The 22704-nt window shown below is 57.3% G+C and carries 15 protein-coding genes; 9 read left to right on the top strand and 6 right to left on the bottom strand.

Going from position 1 to position 22704, the window contains the following annotated elements:
* Nucleotides 1-52: 52 nt before the first annotated feature.
* Nucleotides 53-1081 carry an aldo/keto reductase gene (locus AC3YMN_RS06115; protein WP_489889332.1) on the bottom strand — a complete coding sequence of 343 codons (1029 nt, stop codon included), beginning with the start codon at nucleotides 1079-1081 and terminating at the stop codon, nucleotides 53-55.
* A 99-nt stretch (nucleotides 1082-1180) separates the two neighbouring features.
* Nucleotides 1181-2122, bottom strand: coding sequence for an AraC family transcriptional regulator (locus AC3YMN_RS06110; RefSeq protein WP_127751655.1), 942 nt, complete (start codon nucleotides 2120-2122; stop codon nucleotides 1181-1183).
* 97 nt (nucleotides 2123-2219) lie between these two features.
* Here AC3YMN_RS06110 and AC3YMN_RS06105 point away from each other — a divergent pair, with 97 nt between their 5' ends.
* A complete protein-coding gene (locus tag AC3YMN_RS06105) occupies nucleotides 2220-2966 on the top strand; it encodes an SDR family oxidoreductase (RefSeq protein WP_489889331.1) in 747 nt (248 codons plus the stop codon).
* Between the two features lie 205 nt (nucleotides 2967-3171).
* Here the strand turns inward: AC3YMN_RS06105 and AC3YMN_RS06100 are convergent, their stop codons facing one another.
* From AC3YMN_RS06100 to AC3YMN_RS06085, 4 genes are all read right to left on the bottom strand, one after another.
* Nucleotides 3172-5163, bottom strand: coding sequence for a BCCT family transporter (locus AC3YMN_RS06100; RefSeq protein ID WP_489889330.1), 1992 nt, complete (start codon nucleotides 5161-5163; stop codon nucleotides 3172-3174).
* Nucleotides 5164-5405: 242 nt separating this feature from the next.
* Nucleotides 5406-6110 carry a DnaJ domain-containing protein gene (locus tag AC3YMN_RS06095; protein WP_489889329.1) on the bottom strand — a complete coding sequence of 235 codons (705 nt, stop codon included), beginning with the start codon at nucleotides 6108-6110 and terminating at the stop codon, nucleotides 5406-5408.
* Entirely contained in the window at nucleotides 6107-6826 is a 720-nt protein-coding gene (locus tag AC3YMN_RS06090; RefSeq protein ID WP_489889328.1) for a VWA domain-containing protein, read from the bottom strand. Before AC3YMN_RS06090 ends, AC3YMN_RS06095 begins: the two co-directional genes overlap by 4 nt.
* Nucleotides 6827-7035: 209 nt before the next feature.
* Nucleotides 7036-7809, bottom strand: coding sequence for a class I SAM-dependent methyltransferase (locus AC3YMN_RS06085; protein ID WP_127751660.1), 774 nt, complete (start codon nucleotides 7807-7809; stop codon nucleotides 7036-7038).
* 104 nt (nucleotides 7810-7913) lie between these two features.
* On the opposite strand from AC3YMN_RS06085, the gene AC3YMN_RS06080 reads away from it, so the two are divergent.
* The 8 genes from AC3YMN_RS06080 (at nucleotide 7914) to AC3YMN_RS06045 (ending at nucleotide 22347) form a co-directional block, all read left to right on the top strand.
* Complete coding sequence (locus AC3YMN_RS06080; protein WP_489889327.1) at nucleotides 7914-9050, top strand: ABC transporter substrate-binding protein; 1137 nt, start codon at nucleotides 7914-7916, stop codon at nucleotides 9048-9050.
* Nucleotides 9051-9053: 3 nt separating this feature from the next.
* The gene (locus AC3YMN_RS06075; protein ID WP_489889326.1) at nucleotides 9054-10130 is read left to right on the top strand and encodes a FecCD family ABC transporter permease; all 1077 of its coding nucleotides are present in this window, start codon (nucleotides 9054-9056) and stop codon (nucleotides 10128-10130) included.
* The gene (locus AC3YMN_RS06070; RefSeq protein WP_489889325.1) at nucleotides 10124-10879 is read left to right on the top strand and encodes an ABC transporter ATP-binding protein; all 756 of its coding nucleotides are present in this window, start codon (nucleotides 10124-10126) and stop codon (nucleotides 10877-10879) included. Before AC3YMN_RS06075 ends, AC3YMN_RS06070 begins: the two co-directional genes overlap by 7 nt.
* 834 nt (nucleotides 10880-11713) lie before the next feature.
* Nucleotides 11714-14986 carry a helicase-related protein gene (locus tag AC3YMN_RS06065; protein WP_489889324.1) on the top strand — a complete coding sequence of 1091 codons (3273 nt, stop codon included), beginning with the start codon at nucleotides 11714-11716 and terminating at the stop codon, nucleotides 14984-14986.
* Nucleotides 14986-15651, top strand: a complete 666-nt coding sequence (locus AC3YMN_RS06060; protein WP_489889323.1) for a DUF4391 domain-containing protein — start codon at nucleotides 14986-14988, stop codon at nucleotides 15649-15651. Before AC3YMN_RS06065 ends, AC3YMN_RS06060 begins: the two co-directional genes overlap by 1 nt.
* Nucleotides 15652-15679: 28 nt before the next feature.
* Complete coding sequence (locus AC3YMN_RS06055) at nucleotides 15680-17551, top strand: site-specific DNA-methyltransferase (protein WP_489889322.1); 1872 nt, start codon at nucleotides 15680-15682, stop codon at nucleotides 17549-17551.
* A gap of 4 nt (nucleotides 17552-17555) precedes the next feature.
* Complete coding sequence (locus AC3YMN_RS06050; protein WP_489889321.1) at nucleotides 17556-19211, top strand: RNA-binding domain-containing protein; 1656 nt, start codon at nucleotides 17556-17558, stop codon at nucleotides 19209-19211.
* A 55-nt stretch (nucleotides 19212-19266) separates the two neighbouring features.
* On the top strand, nucleotides 19267-22347 hold the full coding sequence (locus AC3YMN_RS06045) for a type III restriction-modification system endonuclease (protein WP_489889320.1): 3081 nt from the start codon (nucleotides 19267-19269) through the stop codon (nucleotides 22345-22347).
* Nucleotides 22348-22704 lie beyond the last annotated feature (357 nt).

Here is a 22704-nt window from a genome sequence, read left to right as displayed (position 1 = left end):
GCGTTTCAAGTCAACCATTTGGATCAGCGGCGGCATCCCGGATTTCTTCACCTCATCTCGAGGGAACAGGAGCATCAGCTCGCAGAAGACCGCCCGCTTTCAATTCAGCCCAGAAGGCAACAGGTATGTCCCGCAACATATCGCTGTGGTTCCGAAAGGGGTGGGCGGGTTCTACTCCCCCCGGAATAACTGAAGCCACAAGCGGATGGTGCAGGGGGAATTGCAGCGCTGCGGCGGCTAGAGAAATCTCGTGATCCCGGCAAACCTCTTCCATCCGACGTACTCGCTCGCTCTCCTCGGAGGTCGGCTCGTGATAGTTGTATCGAGCTCCAGGGACAGGGCCCGTGGCCAGAATGCCTGATGCAAGCGGGGCGCCGACAATGATACCGACCGCTTTTTCCTCGCATAGGGGGAATTCCCGATCGAGTGCAGGCTGCTCTGCCAAGGTGTAAGGAAGCGCGACAAGAAAAAAGTCGAGCTCTAGGCATTCGAGGAACAAGGGGATGGTGCCGATCCGGTTGACCCCCGCTCCAATCGCTTGAACTCGCCCAGTTTGCTTCAGCTCCTTGAGCGCTCTGATGCCCCCGGTGGCGAGTTGGGCAAGGTGGGCCTGCACCAGGGCATCGGTGCCAAAGCTGGTGCGATCGAGATCGTGGATGATCAGCATGTCGACCCGGTTCATGCCCAGCCGCTGGAGGCTATCCTCATAGGACCGCATGACGCCCTCATAGGAGTAGTCGTGGTAGTAATCGAACGGCAGGGCAGTTGGGGCGAACCGATCCGAGCTCCGGAAGGCACGGATATTGGCGGGCGCGACGAAGATGCGGCCGACCTTGGTCACCAGGATCAGCTCGTCGCGCGGCTTGCTCGCCAGCACCGTCCCAATCCGGCGTTCGCTCAGCCCGCGTCCATACCACGGGGAGGTATCGTAGAAGCGAACCCCGGTCTCCCAGGCCGTTTCAACTGTAGAGGACGCTTGGGTCTCCGACACTTCAGTACTGCCCAGCCCGGCTGCACCGAACCCCAGCCTGGGCAGCATGAGGTCTGACCGGCCAAGGCGTTTGAGTTCGAAAGGCTCCATGACTGGTCCTAAGAATGAGGGGGCCGTTCAATCAATGGGCTTTTCCCTCATGCGTTCCGCGGGTCAGCAGATCGGCGGTTCGAACCATTGATAGGGCCGCTAAGAAGCCGTAGGAACGGTTGTACGCGCCGATGCGTGGTCCAGTTCGGTCAGGCCTGCATACTGGCTCGGCGGCAGGCCAACGAACCGGGAAAACGCGACGCTGAATGCACTTGCGGAGCCATAGCCGATGCGGCTGGCGATTTCTTTCATGCCCCCATCCCTACGCCGCAGCATGTCCTTGGCGAGGGCCATGCGCCAGGAGAGCAGGTATTCCATCGGCGCCATGCCGGTTTGCTTTTGAAAGCGATCAAAGAACACCGATCGAGACAACATGGCCGCCTTCGCCAATTCATCGATCGTCCACGCCTTGGCTGGTGTTCCGTGCATGAGGCGAATAGCTGGGCCCAGATGGCGGTCCGCCAGGCCACGCATAATACCCGGCGTTTCCGGGCTCGCGGAGTTCGATCGCAAGGCTTCGATCAACAGCAATTGCAACAGGCGCTCGAGCACGATGTCTTTCGCTGGTCGGGTGTCTTGGGCTTCGTTGCGGAGCATCCGGACCAGATCGGTAAGGCGAGCCTGGCCCCTGACAAGAAGCACGCGCGGCAGCAAGGCCACAATGAGGGTTGAGTCTGGAGAGCCGAAAGACAGCCGACCCACCAACACCCGCATATTCGGATGCCCACTTGGGTCGCCGTGCCGGGTCTCCTCCCCAAGCCGGGTCACCCGCAGGGGATCAACACCTTCCTCCACGTCGGCTTCACTGCTCGACATGGTGAAGCGACAGGATGCCGGAACGAGCACGAAGTCATTTGCTTTCAACTCTGCTTCCGGTTCCCCATCGACGCTGAGCCTCGAAGAGCCGTCCAGAATGACGGCGAAGAACGGGCTGCCTTCAGCTGCGCCCTCCACGCGCCAACTGCCTGAACCACTGGCGGCCTTCGAGAAGGGCATGCTCGGCTGCAGCATGGTGACGATTTCGGCGAGGGGATCGATCAATCGGACGCTCGCTGATGCAAACACGACGCTCTATCATAGCGCGTCCTCCTTGGCAGGTCCACATAAGCAACTTCGAACTCCGCCAAGGGATCTTTCCATGAATACCGTTCTCATCACAGGCTGCTCGTCGGGCTTTGGTCTCGACATCGCCAAACACTTTCTGGGCCATGGCTGGAAGGTCATTGCCACAATGCGGTCCCCGCGCCTGGATCTGTTCCCGACCTCGGAGAACCTGGTGCTGCTGCCGCTCGACGTGACCAAGGACGACAGCGTAGCCCGCGCGATCGAGGCCGCAGGTCCGATCGATGTTCTCGTCAACAATGCCGGTATCGGCTGGCTAAACGCTCTGGAGGGCACGCCGATAGATGTCGTGCGGTCCGTCTTCGAGACCAACACCTTCGGAACGATGCGGATGGTGCAGGCCGTGCTGCCTCAGTTCCGGGCCAGGAAGGCGGGGCTCATCATCAACGTGACCTCGAGCGTCACGATGAAGCCGCTGCCTCTGCTTTCCGTCTACACCGCAAGCAAGGCCGCCGTGAACGCATTTACCGAATCCCTCGCCATCGAGCTTGCGCCCTTCGGCATTGCGGTGAAGATCGTTCTTCCTGGTGCCGCACCTGACACCAGCTTTGGCACCACAGCTCTTTCCCGCCTGGAGGACCATGGTGGCTTCCCCGACGCCTACGCCGATTTTGCGGAAACGGTGTTTACGGCCATGAGGGCGCCTGGCGCTCCTAAAACCCGATCCTCCGACGTGGCGGAGGCCGTGTGGTACGCGGCAACCAACCCGGCAGCACCAGTGCGTATTCCGGCCGGCGCCGATGCGCTTGCGCTCGCTGACTAGTCGGAGCTTCGAGAAGTCCGATGCCGACCGTTTAGGTCCGCATCGGATCGAGGATGAGCTTGATGGAAGCTTTCAGAATTGAAAATTCGTCCCGCATGGCCGGAATGAGCCGCTTGCCGCCAGGGGGCACTCCCACTCTGCCTTCGCGTTGCGATGGTATATTTCAGCTCCAACAGCGTCCCAGCCGGCAAACATCGCCGGCATGTCAGCTATCAAGCGTGTGTTCCGGAGCCCCATGGAGGAGCTGGGACTCCGGGGCTTGTGTAAGATGAAGGTAGCGTTCGAACTGTGCCAGCACGTCGGCAATCAACTGATCGCGATGTAAGCCCATGACATCATAGCCGCGCCCACCACTGGAGAAATAGGTGCGCGCCTCATAGCGCGGTTCTGGTTGGCCGGTCGCGAGAGGGGCAAAATTGGCGACTGGCTGGGATGCAACGCTGACGCCATAAACAAAATCGCGCACCCCTTGGGCAGGAGAACGCAAGGCAACAGCGCCAGCTTCGTCCGCTTCAACCCAGGCGGGCCGACCACGTGCGGCCAATTCACGTGCGACCTGTTCGAGCGCGGGTCGAACCTCTGTGGTGATGAAGCTTTCAACTTCTTGCTTGCTGGGAGCCCGCATCATCAAGGCTAAGCGGCGTTGCCAGGTTAGCTCTACAGCCGCATGGGCGGGCACGGCAGCCGCGCCACCTTGGGGATATAGCTGTGCCAGGTCGGCGCGCATTCCGAGGTACAACGACCAAACCAAGCCCAGCATGACGAAGGTGAAGGGCAGGGCGGTGGCAATTGTTGCCGACTGCAATGCGCCCAAGCCTCCGGCCACGAGGAGCGCTGCGGCAACAATTCCTTCCATGAAGCACCAGAAAACCCGCTGGCCGGTGGTGGTCTGGGTCTCGCCACCTGCGGCGATGGAATCGATGACCAATGAACCTGAGTCTGCTGAAGTGACGAAGAAAATGGCGACCAGAAGTATTGCCAAAATTGAGGTGATGTTGCTGAACGGAAGGTATTGGAAGAAGTGGAAGAGGCCAGTTGAAACATCCGCCGCAATAGCCTGTCCCACTGCGCCTGCTGCTATACCCGTGTCGATGAAGATTGCCGTGTTGCCGAAAATAGTCATCCAGATGAAAGTGAAGCCGGCGGGAATGAAAAGCACCGCAGTCACAAACTCCCGAACGGTGCGACCGCGGGAGATACGGGCGATAAACATCCCGACAAAGGGAGACCAGGAAATCCACCAGGCCCAATAGAACAATGTCCACTCGTCGATCCAGGGTGTCGGCTGGTAAGCGTAGATATTGAAGGTACGTAGTACCAGGGTATCGAGATAAAGCCCCAGGTTCTGTACCAGATCACGAAACAACTGTGTGGTTGGCCCGACGACTAGCACAAACAGCATCAGCAGAATCGCCACTACCAGGTTGGTTTCCGACAAAATGCGCACGCCTCGGTCCAGTCCAGTGGCGACCGAGACGGTCGCCAGCGCCGTTACCAGTGCGATAAGCGGCAGTTGAACAACAGGACCGATGGGAACACCCAGCAGGTAAGCCAGCCCTGCATTGATCTGGGAAACACCCACCCCGAGTGAGGTAGCTATGCCGAACATGGTGCCGACAATCGCAAAGATGTCGACCGCATGGCCGATGGGACCGTTGATACGCTCCTTGAGCAGCGGATAAAGACCCGAGCGAATAGTTAGCGGCAGGTTGTAGCGGTAGCCGAAATAGGCCAGCGACAAGCCAACCACCGCATAGATCGCCCAGGCATGGATGCCCCAGTGAAAAAAGGTGACGGTCATAGCTTCGCGCATCGCGGCAATAGAGCGCGGCTCGGCGGTCGGGGGCGCCATAAAGTGGGTCATCGGTTCGCCCACGGCATAGAACATCAGGCCAATCCCCATGCCGGCGGCAAAAAGCATGGCGATCCACGAGGTGAACCTGAAATCGGGCGTGGAATCATCGGGGCCGAGCTTGAGGCGCCCATAACGGCCAAAGCAAAGGAGCACGACGGTGATAAGGAAAATTCCGACGGCCAGCAGGTAGAACCAGCCGAAGCTCTGCAAAATACCGGCCTGCATTGAGCCGAAAATATGATCAGCTTGGTTCGGGAAGAAAACCCCGATCGCGACAAAGGCCCCTATGACGAGAAGGGACCCGAAGAATACCGGCTTGTTGATGATGAAGGGCTTTAACATGCCGCCATGTCCTTGAGCGTCGTGTCAGCGCATGACCGAGCCCAAACGCTGTCAGCTGCGGTGGTGATGTCCAGGGTGTAAAGCGTCGACAAGGCAGAGGTTCCGAACCGGCCCTAGGCGAAGACGCCACCCGTGGCCCGCCCGGGCGGACCGTCAGAAGTGGTCCTGGACAGTTCAATCGATCCTGGTAGTGGCGGGTTTACCAAGGAAGACGGCCAGGTGATCGCCGCAGACAGCCGGCCCTACTTGGCGTGCTTGAGTAGCAGGTCACGCGCCTGGTTGATCTTGGCTGCCAAATAGCTCGAGCCGCCATGGTCCGGATGCACCGCCTTCATCAACTCGCGATGAGCGGTTCGGATTTGCTCTTCGGTCGCGTCAGCCTCGAGACCCAGAATGGCGTAAGCTTCCTCCAGTGGATCGCGTTCAGGGGCAGCTTCCCCGGTTCCACCGCTGTCCTGTTGGGCGAAGTACTCGCGCCAGCCGCTGCGGTTGGCGTCAAGCCAGCTCTCCAGCAGGCTGAGGCTGTTGGCATCCCCCGCTACCTCGGCCAGAAGGGTGCGTGTGTCAGCCTCGCCGAGATCAAGCAGGTCCATCCCAGCGAACTCACCGTTAAGAATTCTGCCGGTAACGGCCCCGGTGTCGTGATCCAGCTCCATCGCGAAGCGGTAACTGCGCACTTTGGAGATGTTGTGGGCTGGCCCGAGTGGTCCTTGGAGGGAAAAGGGGCCAAGCCGGCCTGTACGCAGCACTGCAAAGGCCGCCGCCCCGACAAACACTGCAAGATCCAAGCGCCGGGCCACGAGCAAAAGGGTGGCGATTGCCACGCCCAGGCCGCCCACCAGCCAGCGAAGTCCACGTCTGAGCAGTTGAGGATCGTATCTTTTGATCTGGTTGAAGATGGCCAGTGTGGCGAGCAGCGCCAGGCTACCCAAAAGGATATAGGTCATGGACGCAGTTGCGAGAGCAGCCCTAGGGCCTGTGGACTGGCTTGCAGCCTCAGCATGTCGCTACCGCCACTCGCGTAAGCTGCCACCGCCTTGAGCAGCGCTGCGAGCTCTTGGGGCGCCGACGAGTCGAAACGTGCATATGCGCCCTTGCTTAGTCGGGCAAACTCTCGGAAAGCCTGCTCCACCTGCGCATCCCGCCCCTCTTGAAAGATGAACAGGGGCAGACCGAGGAGGCCTAGTTGTCCGGCGGTCTCCGCCAGCTCGTCCACACTCTCCTCCACCGCGTCCCCCACATAGATCACGGCATTGATGCGGCGCCTGGCGTGCTCCGCACGGGCATGGGCGAAGGCCTTGGAGATCTGCGTCCGCCCTCCCTGGCACTGAATCCCGCTCATGAGCTTGGCCAGGCTGCCTCCATCGACCACCCATTTGCTGGCGCGGCATTCGCCGAAGCCGCGAAAGTAGAGCAGTTGGACCTGAAGTGCGCTGGCGCTGGGGATGGCCTGAAACATCTCCGCCTGCAGCGAACAGGCGAGATCCCAGGTCGGCTGACGGCTGAGCGTCGCGTCGAGCGCGAAGAGCAGACGTCCGTCATGGCGGGCGCTTGGCCTCGCTAACTCCCTCACGTTCCTGACGAATGCAGCAACCTCACCGCTCACTCCTGGTTGGAGAGCGGTGCCGTCGGCTTTACGCCCTGATGGGTCTTTTCCTGCCATTCTCCGAATATGTGTGTGTCAGAGAGCGCCCGCAAGTGCCGGACCGACTAGTCACGCCATCGGGGAAGGGCAGGATACTACCGAAGTTTCACCATACCCGCTGGAATGCCGTCCACCAAGCGGGGGTGTATCCCCGCCGGTGGAGGGCAAAGGCATAACCTTGGCTTAAAATGTAGCGCCGCTTTGGATAAGAAGAGCCGGAGCAAATATCACGGCTTGCGAACGCAGATCGCAAAGCGGTCCTGGGTAAGCCGCTCCAGCCCGCGCCAGAAGCTCATCTTCCGGGCTTGGGGCCAGTGAATGGCGATGAGCTGGCGGTCAATGACTGGATCGACAAAGCCGACTTTGAGCAGTTCGGCGACCACCGTTTCAGCGGGCATTTCGCCGGAGAAGTGGACATGTTCCCGGATGCGCTGCAGCCGCTCGGCCATGCCCGGAGCGAGGTTGCCGTGGCCGGGCTTGCCGCCGAAGCGTAGCCGGAGCCGGGTGACCCAGCTCTTGCGGCCCATATTGCCATCGACGATTAACAGCTTGCCGCCCGGCTTGAGCAGCTCGAACCACTCCTCGAAGGCGGCCGACGCATCGACCAGCGTCCAGACCAGGTGGCGATTGGTGATGACGTCGTAGCTGGCGCGCGGCTCCTGCGTATTTTCCGCGTCGCGCATGATGAAGCGAATATTGGAGCCGCGCTGGAGCGACTTGGCGCGCGCCTGGGCCAGCATGGCTTCGGACCAATCAGCACCGGTCACCGCAAAGCCCATGTCGTGCAGCAGGTGGGAAATAACGCCAGTGCCGCTCGCCAGATCGAGCGCCTTTCTTCCCGCGCCATCGCCCAGATGCTTGCGGATCAGCTGGTGCCAGCCGCGGCGCTCGGCTTCCGAGAAGATTTCATGCCCGACGCTCTGGTCGAAGGTCGCTGCCCGTTCGGACCAGAATTCCCGAATTTCATCGCGGATAGAATAGTTTGCGCCGAAGCCACTCATGTTTCTGCCTAACACCTTATAATTGCTCTAAAAGATAATTCTTGATCTTGGAGTTCATCTTTTATAGCTGACTCTGCGTATCAAGTTTTCCGAGAGACAGCAAAATGAAAATGTCGCGTCTGATGCTCGTGCCGGCGCTGGCCGTGTTGACGTCGTTCTCTCTGCCTGCGTGGGCCCAAGCGTTCACGATTACTGATGTCGCCGGGCGCGAAGTCGCCTTTGATGCGCCCGTCGAGCGGGTCATCCTGGGCGAAGGGCGTATGCTCTATTCGCTGGCCACGATCGAAACCGAGAACCCCTTCGCCAAGGTCGTGGGTTGGCGCAATGATCTGTGGACCACCGATCAGAAGTCCTTCGATGCCTATGCGGCCAAGTTCCCGGAGGCCAAGGACCTGCCATTCCTGGGTAATCTGACCGATGGCACGCTGCAGACCGAAACCGTGGTGACGCTGGATCCAGACGTCCTGATCTTGCCAATCGGCAACAAGACCGCAGCTGACGAGGTCAAGCTCGAGGAGATGCTCGAGGGCATCGGGGTCAAGATCGTTTATGTCGACTTCCGCGAGCACATCATCGACAACACCGTGCCCAGCCTGCACATCCTAGGGCAGCTGTTTGGCAAGGAAGAGCGCGCCCAGGAAGTCGCCGATTTCTGGCAGACCGAAATGGACAAGATCGCGGCCGTGCTGGCGGCGAACAATCCCGAGCGGCCCGACGTTTTCATGTATCGCGCTGCCGGTTTGGTTGAATGCTGCGGCACCTTTGGTCCCGACAATTTCGGGCTCATGGTCGAGCTCGCCGGCGGCAACAATCTCGGTTCCGATTTCCTGCCCGGCTATACCGGCTCGATCAATCCCGAACAGGTCATCGCCTCGGACCCCGACATCATCGTCGTAACCGGCTCGGACTGGACCAATTCACCGGATGCCGCTGGTTTTGTCAGCGTCGGCCCGGGCACTGCCGATGATGCCGAAGCGAGCCGCGCGATCCTCGCGTCGCTGGTCGAGGCGCCGGCCTTTACCGGCTCCACCGCGGTGGCCGAGGGCAATGTGCACGCCATCTGGCACCAGTTCTATACGAGCCCCTACCAGTTCGTGGCGATTGCCGAGATGGCGAAGTGGTTCCACCCCGACCTTTTCGCCGACACCGATCCTGACGCCACCTTCAAGGCCTTTTACGATCGGTTCCTGCCCATCGCATACGAGCCCGGCTCCTGGCTGTCGCTCAAGGCCGACGAGTAAATCATGGCCGCCGCGGATAGCTCTCTGCTGACGGAAGCGGTGGCTGAAGGGCGCGGTGAATATCGCGCCCGCACCCGTCGCAAGTTGCTTATCTTGGGAGGGCTGAGCCTGGCGCTTTGCTTTTCCTTTGCGGTCGACCTCGCTTGGGGGCCGGCACGCTATGGTCTCGATCAGGTGGTGCTGGCGCTGTTCAATCCGGATGCGGTGTCGGCGCAAGTACGCACCGTGGTCTGGGACATCCGTATGCCCGTGGCCGTCATGGCGATCGTTGTCGGCGCCGCGCTATCGGTTGCCGGCGCACAGATGCAGACCATTCTCGCTAATCCGCTCGCGAGCCCTTTTACGCTGGGGATTTCGGCCGCAGCCAGCTTTGGCGCCGCCCTTGGCATTGTCACGACCGTGCCGCTCATCCCGGTTGCTGCCGGGCTGATCGTTCCGGTCAACGCCTTTGTCATGGCGCTGCTCGCCACGCTTTTCATCCATTTCGTGTCGCAAATGCGCGGTGTCACCGTGCAAACCGTGGTGCTGCTGGGCATCGCCCTCGTCTTCACCTTCAATGCGCTCCTGGCCTTCGTGCAATATCTGGCGTCCGAACAGGCGCTGTCGCAGGTGGTGTTCTGGACCATGGGCAGCCTGACCAAGGCGACCTGGCCCAAGATCTGGATCACGCTGGCCGTGTTGCTGGTGGCGCTGCCGCTGTTTGCCCGCAACGCCTGGGCCCTGACGGCCATCCGGCTGGGCGAAGACAAGGCGGCGAGCTTTGGCGTCAATGTGCGCTATATCCGGCTCGAGACCATGCTGATCATTTCGCTCCTGGCGTCGGTGCCGGTGAGCTTTGTCGGCACGATCGGCTTTGTTGGCCTCGTTGGTCCCCATATCGCCCGCATGATACTGGGTGAGGATCAGCGCTTCTTCCTGCCAGGCTCGGTGCTCGCCGGAGCCTTGCTCTTGTCGCTCACCTCGATTGTCTCCAAGTCGATCATTCCCGGTGTCGTTTTCCCCATCGGCATCATCACCGCTTTGGTTGGCGTGCCGTTCTTCATTTCGCTGATCCTCTCCAATGTGAGGCGCTCATGGTAAGCCTTCAGCTCCGGGATCTCGGTGCGTTTTACGGCAAGAAGCTCACCATCGCTGCCGTCAGCACCCCCGAATTCCATTCCGGTGAAATCGTTGCGGTGATTGGCCCCAATGCGGCGGGGAAGTCGACGCTGTTCAAGCGCATTGCCGGGCTGCTCAGCGGGCCGGGCGAGGTCAGCCTTGCCCATACCAGTAAGGGCAAGAAGGCGATCAGCTATATGCCGCAGGACACGTCGGCCAATGCGGTGCTGACGGTTTACGAGTCGATCCTCTTGGCCCGCAAGCAAGGCAGCCGCTGGTCGGTGGACGATGCCGATCTGCGGTTCATCGACCAGGTGATGGCGGCTCTCAACATCAAGCCGATCGCCTTTCGCGACCTTGGGGCGCTCAGCGGGGGGCAACGGCAACTGGTATCCATCGCCCAGACCCTCGTGCGCGAGCCCGACGTGATGTTGATGGACGAGCCCACCAGCGCCCTGGACTTGCACCGGCAGGTGGAAGTGCTCAGCTTCATGCAGGCACAAGCACGGCAAAAGGGCATGATCGTGTTGATCGCGATCCACGATCTCAACCAGGCGCTGCGCTTTGCCGACAAGGTCCTGCTGATCGCCGATGGCAAGATGCAGGCTTGCGGCTCGCCTCTCGACGTCATCAACGCCGACATGCTGCGCCGTGTCTATGGCGTTGATGCGCGGATCGAGAAATGCTCGCGCCAGTTCGACCATGTCATTGTGGATGGCGTTGCCGCTTAGCGGCCTGTTCCGTCGTTGAAGTCAGCTTACGCAGCAAAACAGACCGCTTGCTGGCAGCAGGCGCCCGTTCATGGCTGTGGTCATTAGGCCCAGCCCCCGAGCAATCCGCCGGTGTTCTCATCGGACCAAATGCTGGACGACATCATGCTGTATCCAGAGCTTCGTCCCAAAAATTCGTGACCGCGTCGACGGTCAGTTGCGGTTCAGGCGCGGTCTACCGACTTCTGCATCCATCACTCATTGCCGTCACGAGAGTACCTGAGCAACAGCTACCATGACCAGTGCACGCTTTGTGGCCTGAATGGCAGTCATTGCGCAAAGGGGGAATACGGGCCTTGGAAAGGAGTCATATCTTAGTTCATGTTCGCCGGCGTTCGAAACTAGAGACTCAGGCAGAGTCTTTGCGAACCAGATATTGGGCACACATGAGGTCTCGGGAGTACAACCGGGATGTGCCGGATTGGTCGGGGGCAGATGATTTCGGAAGTTTGAATTTTGTGGCGTAGAGAGAGGGACTCTGCCGACAAGCACCAAAAAAGCCCAAAACCTGGGCGCTGCAACCGCGTTGATCTTACCTTGTGTACCAATGGTGTGGGCCAGACGCAATCGCGCAGTGGGCTGTTAGATTTCATTCCCACACCGCAGATCGGTGACCAACAGCTCCGCGTCACAAGGTCTATAGGGGGCTGCCGTCCACCTCGACATCAGCCGCTAGGGCCATTCAATCATGTCATCCATCCACATGGTGGTCAGATCGCGACCAGGTATGTAACGATGATGCGACTGCTAAAAAACTGATTGTGCTAGATAATTGCTTCGCTGATGGGAGTGGCAGTGAAAATCATAGACAATATTTCAGACCTACTCGGGGATGACCTCAAGTCTTCTTTAGGCAAAGGTGATCGTCTCAAGATCGCGGCGTCCTGCTTTTCGATGTTTGCCTTCGAGGCCCTTAGAGCCGAACTCAAGACCATCGACGGGATGGATTTCATTTTCACCGCGCCAACTTTCGTGCCCGAAGAGGCCACCGATCAGGTGAAACGCGAGCGACGCGAATTCTTCATTCCCAAAATGCAGCGTGAGCGCAGCCTCTACGGCTCCGAGTTTGAAATTCAGCTCCGCAACAAGCTTACGCAACGCGCCATTGCGCGAGAATGCGCCGACTGGATTAGGAAGAAAGCGCGCTTCCGCTCTAACTCCACAAAATCTCCGATGCAGCAGTTTGTGTGCGTCGATGGTGCCGACAAACAGACCGCCTATATGCCTGTCAGCGGGTTCACTGCGGTCGATCTCGGCTACCAAAAGGGCAACGCTATGTCCAACATCGTCAACCGCTTTGACGGGGCGCCCTACACTACGACCTATTTAGATTTGTTCGACCAAATCTGGTTGGACCCCGAGAAGGTTCAAGACGTAACGGAGTCGCTTTGCTCGCACATTGAGTCCGTCTACCAGGAGAACTCACCAGAGCGCATTTACTTCCTGATCCTCTACAACCTGTTCAACGAATTTCTCGAACAGATCGACGAGGATGTCCTTCCCAATGATCGCACTGGGTATTTGGACACCGTCGTTTGGAAGAAGCTGTTTAACTACCAGCGCGACGCCGCAACCGGCATTATCAACAAGCTGGAGACCTACAACGGCTGCATCCTGGCGGACAGCGTAGGGCTGGGCAAAACCTTCACCGCTCTTGCGGTCGTCAAATATTACGAGCTTCGAAACCGCTCGGTCCTCGTTCTCTGCCCCAAAAAACTGGCAGACAACTGGCTAAACTACAACAAGAACCTCAAGACCAATATCTTCGCCAAAGACCGTTTCAACTACGATGTCCTATGCCATACCGACCTTTCCCGCACTTCCGGCGAGTCGTTGGGTATGCCGCTCGGCCGCGTAAACTGGGGCAACTATGATCTTGTCGTGATCGACGAGTCACATAACTTCCGGAATAACGATGTCTATAAGGACAAGGAAACTCGCTACCAGAAGCTTATGAATCAGGTGATCCGGGCGGGCGTGAAAACGAAAGTTCTCATGCTCTCTGCGACCCCCGTCAACAACCGCTTTACTGACCTCAGAAACCAACTTGCCCTAGCCTACGAAGGGCAGTCCGAGACATTGAGCAAACAGCTCAAATCCGACACGAGCGTCGAAGAAACTTTCCGGAAGGCTCAGACGGCATTTAACGTGTGGTCCAAGCTTCCAGTTGAAGACCGAACTGCTTCCGCCATTCTATCCATGCTCGACTTCGATTTCTTCGATCTGCTCGACAGCGTGACCATCGCCAGATCCCGGAAGCACATTGAGACCTTCTATGACATGGCCGAGATAGGGAAATTTCCCGAGCGCCTAAAGCCTTTGTCGTTCCGTGCGCCTATGACCAGCCGTGACGACGTCATGAGCCTGAACAATATCTTTGGGCAATTGTCGCTGCTCAAGCTCGCGGTCTATGCACCGCTCAACTATGTTCTTCAGAGCCGCGTGGCGAAATACGCTGAGATGTACGACACGGAAGTGTCCAGTGGTGGCGGTAGACTCCGCCAGGCGGATCGGGAGCGTAGCCTCCAGGCCCTCATGACCACAAACCTGCTTAAGCGGCTAGAAAGTTCGGTAGAGGCGTTCCGGCTGACCCTGAGCTCCTTGAAAGGAAACCTCGAAAACACACTCAATTCCATCGCGAGCTTTGAACGTTCAGGCACCAAGGTGGAGGTGTCGGACTTCACCGGTGACTTGGCGGAGTTTGACGAAGAAGACGAAAATTTCAGCGGTCTTGGCGAGTTTACCGTCGGAAAGAAGGTCCAGATCGATCTCGCCGATATGGATGTGCAATCTTGGAAACATGACTTGACGGGCGACCTGGCGTTGATCGAGGGGCTGCTGGATTCAATGAACCTCATCGCGCCAGAGGATGATTCAAAGCTTCAGCATTTGAAGGCCCAGATCGCCCACAAGATCGCAAACCCGATCAATGCCGGGAACCGCAAGATTCTTATCTTCACAGCCTTCGCCGATACGGCAGGGTATCTCTACAAGAACCTGGCTCGCGACCTGAACGACTCCTATGGGTTGAACGTCGCCCGCCTCACAGGCTCTGACAGTCCCAAGAGTACCCTGACGATGCACTACGACTTCCAGTCGATCCTGACGCTCTTCTCGCCTCGATCCAAAGAACGGCACCTCACCATGCCGGAGGAAAAGCATGACATTGACGTCTTGATTGCGACGGACTGCATTTCCGAAGGCCAAAATCTGCAGGATTGCGATTATCTGATCAACTACGACATTCATTGGAATCCGGTTCGCATCATACAGCGCTTTGGCCGCATTGACCGCATTGGCTCTCCCAACGACCAAATTCAGCTCGTCAATTATTGGCCGGATATCAGCCTGGACGAGTACATCAACCTCAAGGAACGGGTCGAAAATCGCATGATGATCGCGGACGTCACCGCGACCGGCGACGACAACGTTCTCACATCCAAAAGTAGTGAGATTGCTTATCGCAAGGACCAGCTTAAGCGTCTTCAGGAAGAGGTGCTTGAGCTTGAAGACCTCAAAACCGGCGTTTCCATCACCGACCTTGGCCTCAACGATTTCCGCATGGATTTGCTGAACTACGCCCGGCAGCACGGCGACATCGCTCGCATGCCAAATGGGCTGCATGCGGTTGTTCCAGCAAACGACGCTCTAGGGCTAAAGCCCGGCGTCATATTCACCCTGAAAAACATCCACCACGGCGTGAACATCAATCAGCAAAACCGGCTGCACCCCTACTACCTCATTTACATCTCCAATGCCGGTGAGGTCGTTGTCGACCACACGGAGGTCAAGCGACTGCTCGACCTGATCAGGGCTAGCTGTAAAGGAAAGGACGAACCCATCCACCACGTTTGTCGGTTGTTCAACACACAGACCGACGACGGCCGCGATATGGGCCATCACTCCCAATTACTGGGCGACGCCATTCGATCCATGATTGAGGTCAAGGAGGAGCGGGACGTTGACAGCTTGTTCAGCGGGGGACGCACGTCTGCCCTCGTCGATAGCATCGCTGGCCTAGATGACTTTGAGCTCGTCGCCTTCCTGGTGGTGCAGGAGGCTGGCTAGTGGTTTTCTTTGAGTATCCCAAGGCCGCCCAATTCGGGCGCGTTGTCGCAAAATCCAAAATCTATGGGCATGCGAGCGTCCACACCCGCGTGCGGCAGATGTTCGTTGATCAGGTGGACCAGATCACCTGGCGCTACAAGCTCGCGCCAGAAACCATCAATCTGCCAGCCACCCAGTCTATTACGGAAATTCAGGTTTTTGGTGTGGCGCTGCGCACCCCGCAGCTTCAGGAAGATGTGCTTCGCGCCATAGACACCGCTATCCCCTTCCCGATTATCTTCGAGCTGGCTTATGACGGCAAACGTAAGCTTATGGCGGCATTCAAGCGCCGTAACGCTGCCGACCCCACCAAATGGGTGGTCAGCGAGTACTTTGCCTCGGGCTGGGAAGCTGAGGATAAGTCCCGGCAACCCATCCCAACGGCTCTGAATCTGGCAGTTCTCTATGATAGGCTTCTGACGGCCTTGATGCCTGCCACCATAGGGACCGACGAACCACTGGAGTGTCGCGTCGAACGGGTGGAAGCGATACGGGCCAAGGAGCGAGAACTGGCGCGGATTAAGGCGCGCCTAAGCCGCGAAAAGCAATTCAACAAGCGTGTCGCTATAAATGCCGAGCTCCGGCAGGTGACACAGGAACTCAAGGGCCTCGGCGGTCGCCAATAGGTGTTCGCCAAGGAAGGAAAGCTGACCGATGGAAAAGCTCAAGATGCATAGCCCCGATCTGACGCAGGAAAACGTCGCAAAAATCCGCGACCTATTTCCAGGCTGCGTCACCGAGGCTATCGATGAAAACGGTATCTTGCGGCTGGCAGTAGATTTTGACCAGCTTCGCCAGGAGCTTTCTGACCACATCGTTGAAGGCCCGCAGGAGCGTTATCGACTGGATTGGCCTGGGAGGCGCGCGGCTTTGATGGCGGCCAATGCTCCGATTGCAAAGACACTCCGTCCCGCCCGCGATGAGAGCGTTAATTTCGATACGACGAAGAATCTGTTTATCGAGGGGGATAACCTCGACGCGTTGAAACTTCTTCAGGAGACATACCTAGGGAAAATCAAGCTTATCTATATTGATCCCCCGTATAACACAGGTAATGATTTCATCTATCGTGACAATTTTAGCCAATCCGTTGCGGATTACTTAATTGAGTCAAATCAGAAGACTGACGGAAAACGACTTGTCGCGAATACGGAAGCCAATGGACGGTTCCACTCTGACTGGCTAAGCATGATGTATTCGAGACTTAAGTTGGCTCGAACGTTGCTTGCGGATGACGGACTGATTTTTATCAGCATAGACTCTCATGAAGTGCATAGATTGAGAGCTGTATGCGATCAGGTGTTTGGAGAAACAAGTCACAAGAATACTATTGCAGTGCGGCGTGGTATAAAGAACGTCCAAGCCCAATTTGAGGATGTCAGCGCGCTTTCGCAGGGCCACGAGTACATACTTTTGTATGCGAAAAATAAGGACGTCCGTCTCCCGAAGTTATCTTTAAGCCACAGGGAATCTAAGCCCGGCAAGTGGGATACATTCTGGCGAGGGACAGATCGTCCGACGATGCGATATGAGCTTTTCGGGATCAATCCCGATAGCGGTCAGTGGCGTTGGGAAGAGTCTCGTACGAAAGAGGCGGTCGGCAATTATGAGACGTATCTGAACGAGATAGCCTCAAATATGTCTCTTGACGAGTGGTACCTCGATAATCTTACCGCGACGAACACAAAGCTGAATTTTGTGCGAAAAAGCGAAGAGGGTACAGTGCAATACTATGTGCCGCCATCAGAAGGGAAGCTACTTTCTGACAACTGGATGGACTTAACCCTTAGTGGTAATGAAACTGAAGAATTTGATACGGAGAAAAGCGTCGAACTTTTGCGGAGAATTGTGTCTTGGGCGACGCAAGATAGCTCGAAGGCAATTGTACTCGACTTTTTTGCAGGATCAGGGACCACCGCCCATGCAGTTGTCATGCAAAACGCCATCGATGGCGGTGCGCGGAAATTTATCCTCGTTCAGCTCCCAGATCTCATTGCAGCGAAAGGTGGAGAAAGCTCGGAACGGACGATAGCGGACACAACTAAGGACCGATTGGTAGCCTCAGGGGAGGCGGTTCAGGCCAATGCCTGTCATGAAAATTGGGATCGAGACGTCGGCTTTCGTGTGATGAAGATCGATACTTCAAGTATGGCCGAGGTGCACTACACCCCTCGAGATACCAAACAAGCTGACCTTCTGTCTGTCATTGAAAATATCAAACCCAACCGCGACCATCCAGAAGACCTGCTTTTTCAAGTTTTGGTCGATTGGGGTGTAGACCTTACTTTGCCGATCCGTATGCAGACTATTCAAGGAAAGACAGTCTTCTTTGTGAGTGAGGAGCCGTATGACCTTATCGCTTGCTTCAACAAAGAGATTTCTGAGGCTCTCGTGACCGAGTTGGCCGGGCATAAGCCCATGCGCGTTGTCTTCCGGGACAGCGGCTTTGAGTCCGACGCTGTCAAAATCAATGCCGGTCAAATTTTCAAACAGCTCTCTCCCGACACCGATGTGAAGGTGATCTGAGGCAATGGATCAAGCCGCGCTCAAATCCCTGCTCCAGACCCTTATCTCCAACTGGGAAGATGAGGTGACGGAGTTTAAAGAGGCGAGCGCTGACTACGATACCGACAAAATCGGCCGCTACTTTTCGGCGCTCAGCAATGAGGCCAATCTGCGCGGTCTTGATCGGGGATGGCTTGTGTTTGGAGTCAAGAACGCCAGCCGCAGCATTGTTGGCACGGACTACCGCAGAGAGCAGGACCGGCTCCAGTCGCTTAAGCACCAGATATCATCCGGCGCGGAGCCCAATGTTACGTTCCGCAATATCCATGAGTTGAATGATCCCGCCGGACGCGTCGTGCTAATGGAGATTCCTGCGGCGCCGCGTGGTTTGCCTATTGCCTGGAACGGTCACTACTACGCCCGCGCAGGAGAAAGCCTCGTCAGTCTCGGGATCGACAAGCAGGACGAAATTCGCAATCAGACCTTGGCCGCCGATTGGACAGCACAGTTTGTCCCAGGCGCAACCTTGGACCATCTGGACCCCGCTGCCTTCCAGCGCGCTCGCGAAAACTTTGCTCTCAAATATACGCAACGGTTTGAGTCAGAGGATGTCGCAGCCTGGCCTCTTGAAACCTTGCTCACCCGCGCAAAGCTCATCACGGACGGCAAGATTACCCGCGCTGCGCTCTTACTTCTTGGTAAGCCTGAAGCCGCCCTTCTCTTGTCCCCCCACCCGGCTCAGGTGACCTGGAAACTTGAAGGGCCTGAGCGGGCCTATGAGCATTTCGGGCCGCCATTCCTGCTCAGCACTACCGAGCTTTATCAGCGCATCCGCAATATCCAGCTGCGTCTGCTGCCGCAAGACGAGCTGCTTCCCTATGAGGTCTCCAAGTACGACCAGACGGTCGTCATGGAAGCCCTGCATAACTGCATCGCCCATCAGGATTATTCCCGCAACGGTCGGGTGATCGTGACCGAGTACCCGACACGGCTCACCTTTGAAAATGAAGGTGCCTTCTTCGAAGGCCAACCGGAAGAATATGTCAGGGGGACCCAAACACCTCGGCGTTACCGCAACCCCTTCCTGACCCAGGCCATGGTCGAGCTAAACATGATCGACACCATGGGGTATGGCATCCATCGCATGTTCGATGAACAGCGCAAGCGCTACTTCCCTCTCCCCGACTATGCCCTGGGGGCCAATAGCGTCTGCCTCACCATCCATGGCGGTGTCGTCGATCCGGCCTACACTCGGATGCTCATGGAGAACTCGGACTTGGCCTTAGAGGACGTCCTGGCCCTTGATCGCGTCCAAAAGGGGCTGCCTATCCCAAATACCGCAGTCGTACGCCTGCGTCGGGGGAGCCTGATCGAAGGACGGCGGCCCAATCTCCGGGTTTCGGCGTCCGTTGCTAAGGCGACCTCCCAGAAGGCTCAGTACATCAAGACCCGTCCGTTTGACGACCAGCACTATGAGAAGCTCGTGCTCGAATATCTACGAAAGTTCGGGAGAGCCTCACGAAAGGACATCGACGATCTCCTCTGGGATAAGCTCAGCGATGCGCTGGACGACAGTCAAAAAAAGTACAAAATTGGTAATTTAATCAGTGGCTTAAGGAAGAATGGCTATATTCACAATGAGGGGTCAATGACCCGGCCCGAGTGGCGAATTGTAGAATAAAGAGTGAACATCCTAAGAGAGCTGTACGAGAGATTTACGAAAGACCACCCTGCTTATGAAGCTTAAGTTCAAGGTTCAGCCCTACCAGACCCAGGCCGTAGAATCGGTCGTGGATTGCTTTGGCGGTCAGTCCCGGTCGAGTGGGCCTACCTATCGAATTGACCCAGGCCGTAAAGCTCAGGTCAGTGCTTTCGATGAGGGCTTTCGTAACGCTGATATCTCCATCCCCGAGCAGCAGCTTCTTTCAAACATTCAGACCGTTCAGAAGAACCAGAACCTACCCGTATCCAAGGCCCTGGACGACTACTCGGTAGTCAACCGCAAAGGCGAGCGCTCCGCCACGCCCAAAAGCTACAAGCCAGGAGCCGCCATTAATCTCGATATCGAGATGGAAACCGGCACCGGCAAGACCTATTGCTACATCAAGACCATGTTCGAAATGCACAAGCGTTTCGGATGGTCCAAGTTCATCGTCATGGTCCCTAGCATCGCCATTCGCGAAGGGGTCAAGAAATCCTTGGAGATCACCGCCGACCACTTCGCAGAGGCCTATGGCAAAAAGGCCCGCTTCTTCGTCTACAATTCCAAAAGCCTGCACGAGCTGGAGAGCTTCTCTTCCGATGCAGGCATCAATGTCATGATTATCAACATCCAGGCCTTCAATGCCAAAGGTGCTGACAATCGACGCATCTACGACGAGTTGGACGATTTTCAATCCCGTCGGCCCATCGACGTCATCAGCGCAAACCGTCCCATTCTCATTCTGGACGAGCCGCAAAAGATGGAAGGCGCGGCCACGCTTGACGCCCTGCCTAAGTTCAACCCGCTGATGATCCTGCGCTACTCTGCGACCCATAAGACCCAGCATCTTAAGGTCCACCGGCTGGATGCCCTGGACGCTTACAACGAGAAATTGGTCAAGAAAATCCAGGTGCGCGGCATCCAGACACGCGGCCTCGCGGGAACCAATGCCTATCTCTACCTGGAAGGCATCGAGATATCGAAGTCCGCCCCTATTGCCCGCATCGAGATGGAGGTGAAACTCCAGTCAGGAAAGATCAAGCGGCAGCTCAAACGGTTGGAATTCGGGCGCAATCTATACGACGTCTCAAATGGCCTGGACCAGTACCAGGGTTTTACGATCTCCCAGATCGACGCCAATCAGGACAGTGTCGAGTTCACCAACGGCCTGATCTTGCGCGCCGGTGAGCCCCATGGCGATGTCAATGAGCAGGATATTCGTCGCATCCAAATCCGCGAGACCATCAAGTCTCATCTGGACAAGGAAAAGCAGCTTTTCAGCCAGGGCATCAAGGTTCTATCGCTCTTCTTCATCGACGAGGTCGCCAAATACCGCGACTACGCCCGCGAGGACACCAAGGGCGACTATGCCCGCGTTTTCGAGGAGGAATATGCCACTCTCAGGGACGAGTACCTCAGTGAGCTTGCCATCGATAACGAGGCCTATAGGGCCTATCTGGCAGGCATAGAAACCGCCGCCACCCATAGCGGTTACTTCTCCATCGATAAGCAAAACCGGATGGTTGATCCCTCGATCAAAAAAACCGGCGACGATAAGGGCCTGTCAGACGACGAGTCCGCCTATAATCTTATCCTGAAAGCCAAAGAGCGGCTTTTGTCGTTTGCGGAGCCCACCCGTTTCATCTTCTCACACTCCGCTCTGCGCGAAGGCTGGGACAATCCCAACGTCTTCGTAATGTGCATGCTCAAGCACTCTGACAACACCATTTCCCGCAGGCAGGAAGTCGGACGCGGTCTGCGTCTTTCGGTCAACCAACAGGGCGACCGCATGGACCACAAGGCTACTGTCCACGAGATAAACGTCCTCACGGTGGTCGCCAGCGAGAGCTACAAAGACTTTGTGGCAGGTCTGCAAACTGAAATAGCTGAAAGCCTGTCCGCGCGCCCCCGCAAGGCCACGGCCGCCTACTTTACCGGCAAGATGCTTCAAACGCCTAACGGCCCGGTCGAGGTCACTCCGCAAATGGCGGCTCAAATCTATCGATATCTCGTCAAGAACGACTACGCTGACGACAGCGACGCTATCACCGATGCTTATCATCAGGCGCGGAAGGAGAGCACACTTGCGGGACTGTCCGAAGAGCTCACCCCTTACCTAGACCAGATCATCGGTCTTATTGACAGCGTCTTTGACGACAGCAAGCTCCCGCAAATCGGGGATGGTCGTGCAGGTAAACCCAACTTGCTCAACGATAACTTCCACAAAAAGGAATTCCAGGAGCTCTGGAGCCGGATCAACCGCAAGGCCGTCTATCGCGTGGATTTCGACTCGTCAGAACTGGTATCGAAGGCCGTCCAGGCCCTGGATAGCCATCTTCGCGTTACCCCCTTGCAGTATACCGTGAAGTCCGGCGAACAGATTGCCGCCGTGACCAATGAGCAGCTTGCCAGCGGCGAAAGCTTTGTCGAAACGCGGTCAGCAACAGAGCATGGCGTGAGCGCTCATTCCGATGTTACCTACGACATCGTCGGCAATATCGCAGATGGGGCAGAGCTTACGCGCAAAACCGTCGCGGAAATTCTGACCGGCATCGAGCCCCTGACCTTTGGCCAGTTCGCCCAGAACCCAGAGCATTTCCTTGCGGAGGCTACCCGCCTAATCAAAGAGCAAAAGGCAGCTACGATCATCAAGCGCCTGAAATACAACGCTCTCGAAGACCACTACGACACCAGCATATTCACGGCAGCGCAGAGCGGTCAGGATTTCAGCCGCGCTACCGCCAAGCTCAAGAACCACGTGTACGACTACTGCATAGTGGATTCGGCGACCGAGCGCAGCTTTGTCGGCGAGTTGGATACGAGCGCAGAGGTGGTCGTCTACGCCAAGCTCCCACGCGGTTTCCTGATCCCGACACCGGTAGGCGACTACAACCCGGACTGGGCGATCTCTTTCCGGCGGGGCAGCGTCAAGCACGTCTACTTCGTGGCAGAGACCAAGGGCACCATGTCCACACTAAATTTGCGAGAGCTGGAAAAAGAGAAAATCAAGTGCGCTCGCAGATTCTTCAGTGAGCTCAGCGCCAGCATCACGGATGACAAGGTGCAGTACGACGTGGTGACGGACTACGCCAAACTGCTGGACCTTGTGCATTAAGGGGAACGTGGTCGGTGTTGCTGGATGAGATAAAGCGCCGCATCGGGTCAATCATTGTCTCAATGCAGACCCGATGCTTAAAGGTCATTTTTCACGTCCGGCTCCTGGCATGCGGGTTCGAATGAACCCAGCTAGCTCCCGGCAATGAGGGGGATTGAACCGTCAAGCACCGACCATGGCGGAGGGGTATCACCTGGCCTGCACGACCATCGGAAGGAAGGCCGGGGAGACCGTCAGGGTCGCGCCGTTCGCGTCCAGTGCTTGAGGGGAGAAGGGGCGCAGCCCCATCAGAAAAGCTGCATTGACTAAGTTCAGTCCGAGCTCATCCAAAACCTGGATTGCAGTCCATCCAGCCTG

The organism is Devosia sp. Z11_6 (assembly GCF_058133665.1).
Note: the sequence above shows the minus strand (reverse complement) of the source record. Positions and strands in the feature narration are given on the sequence as shown.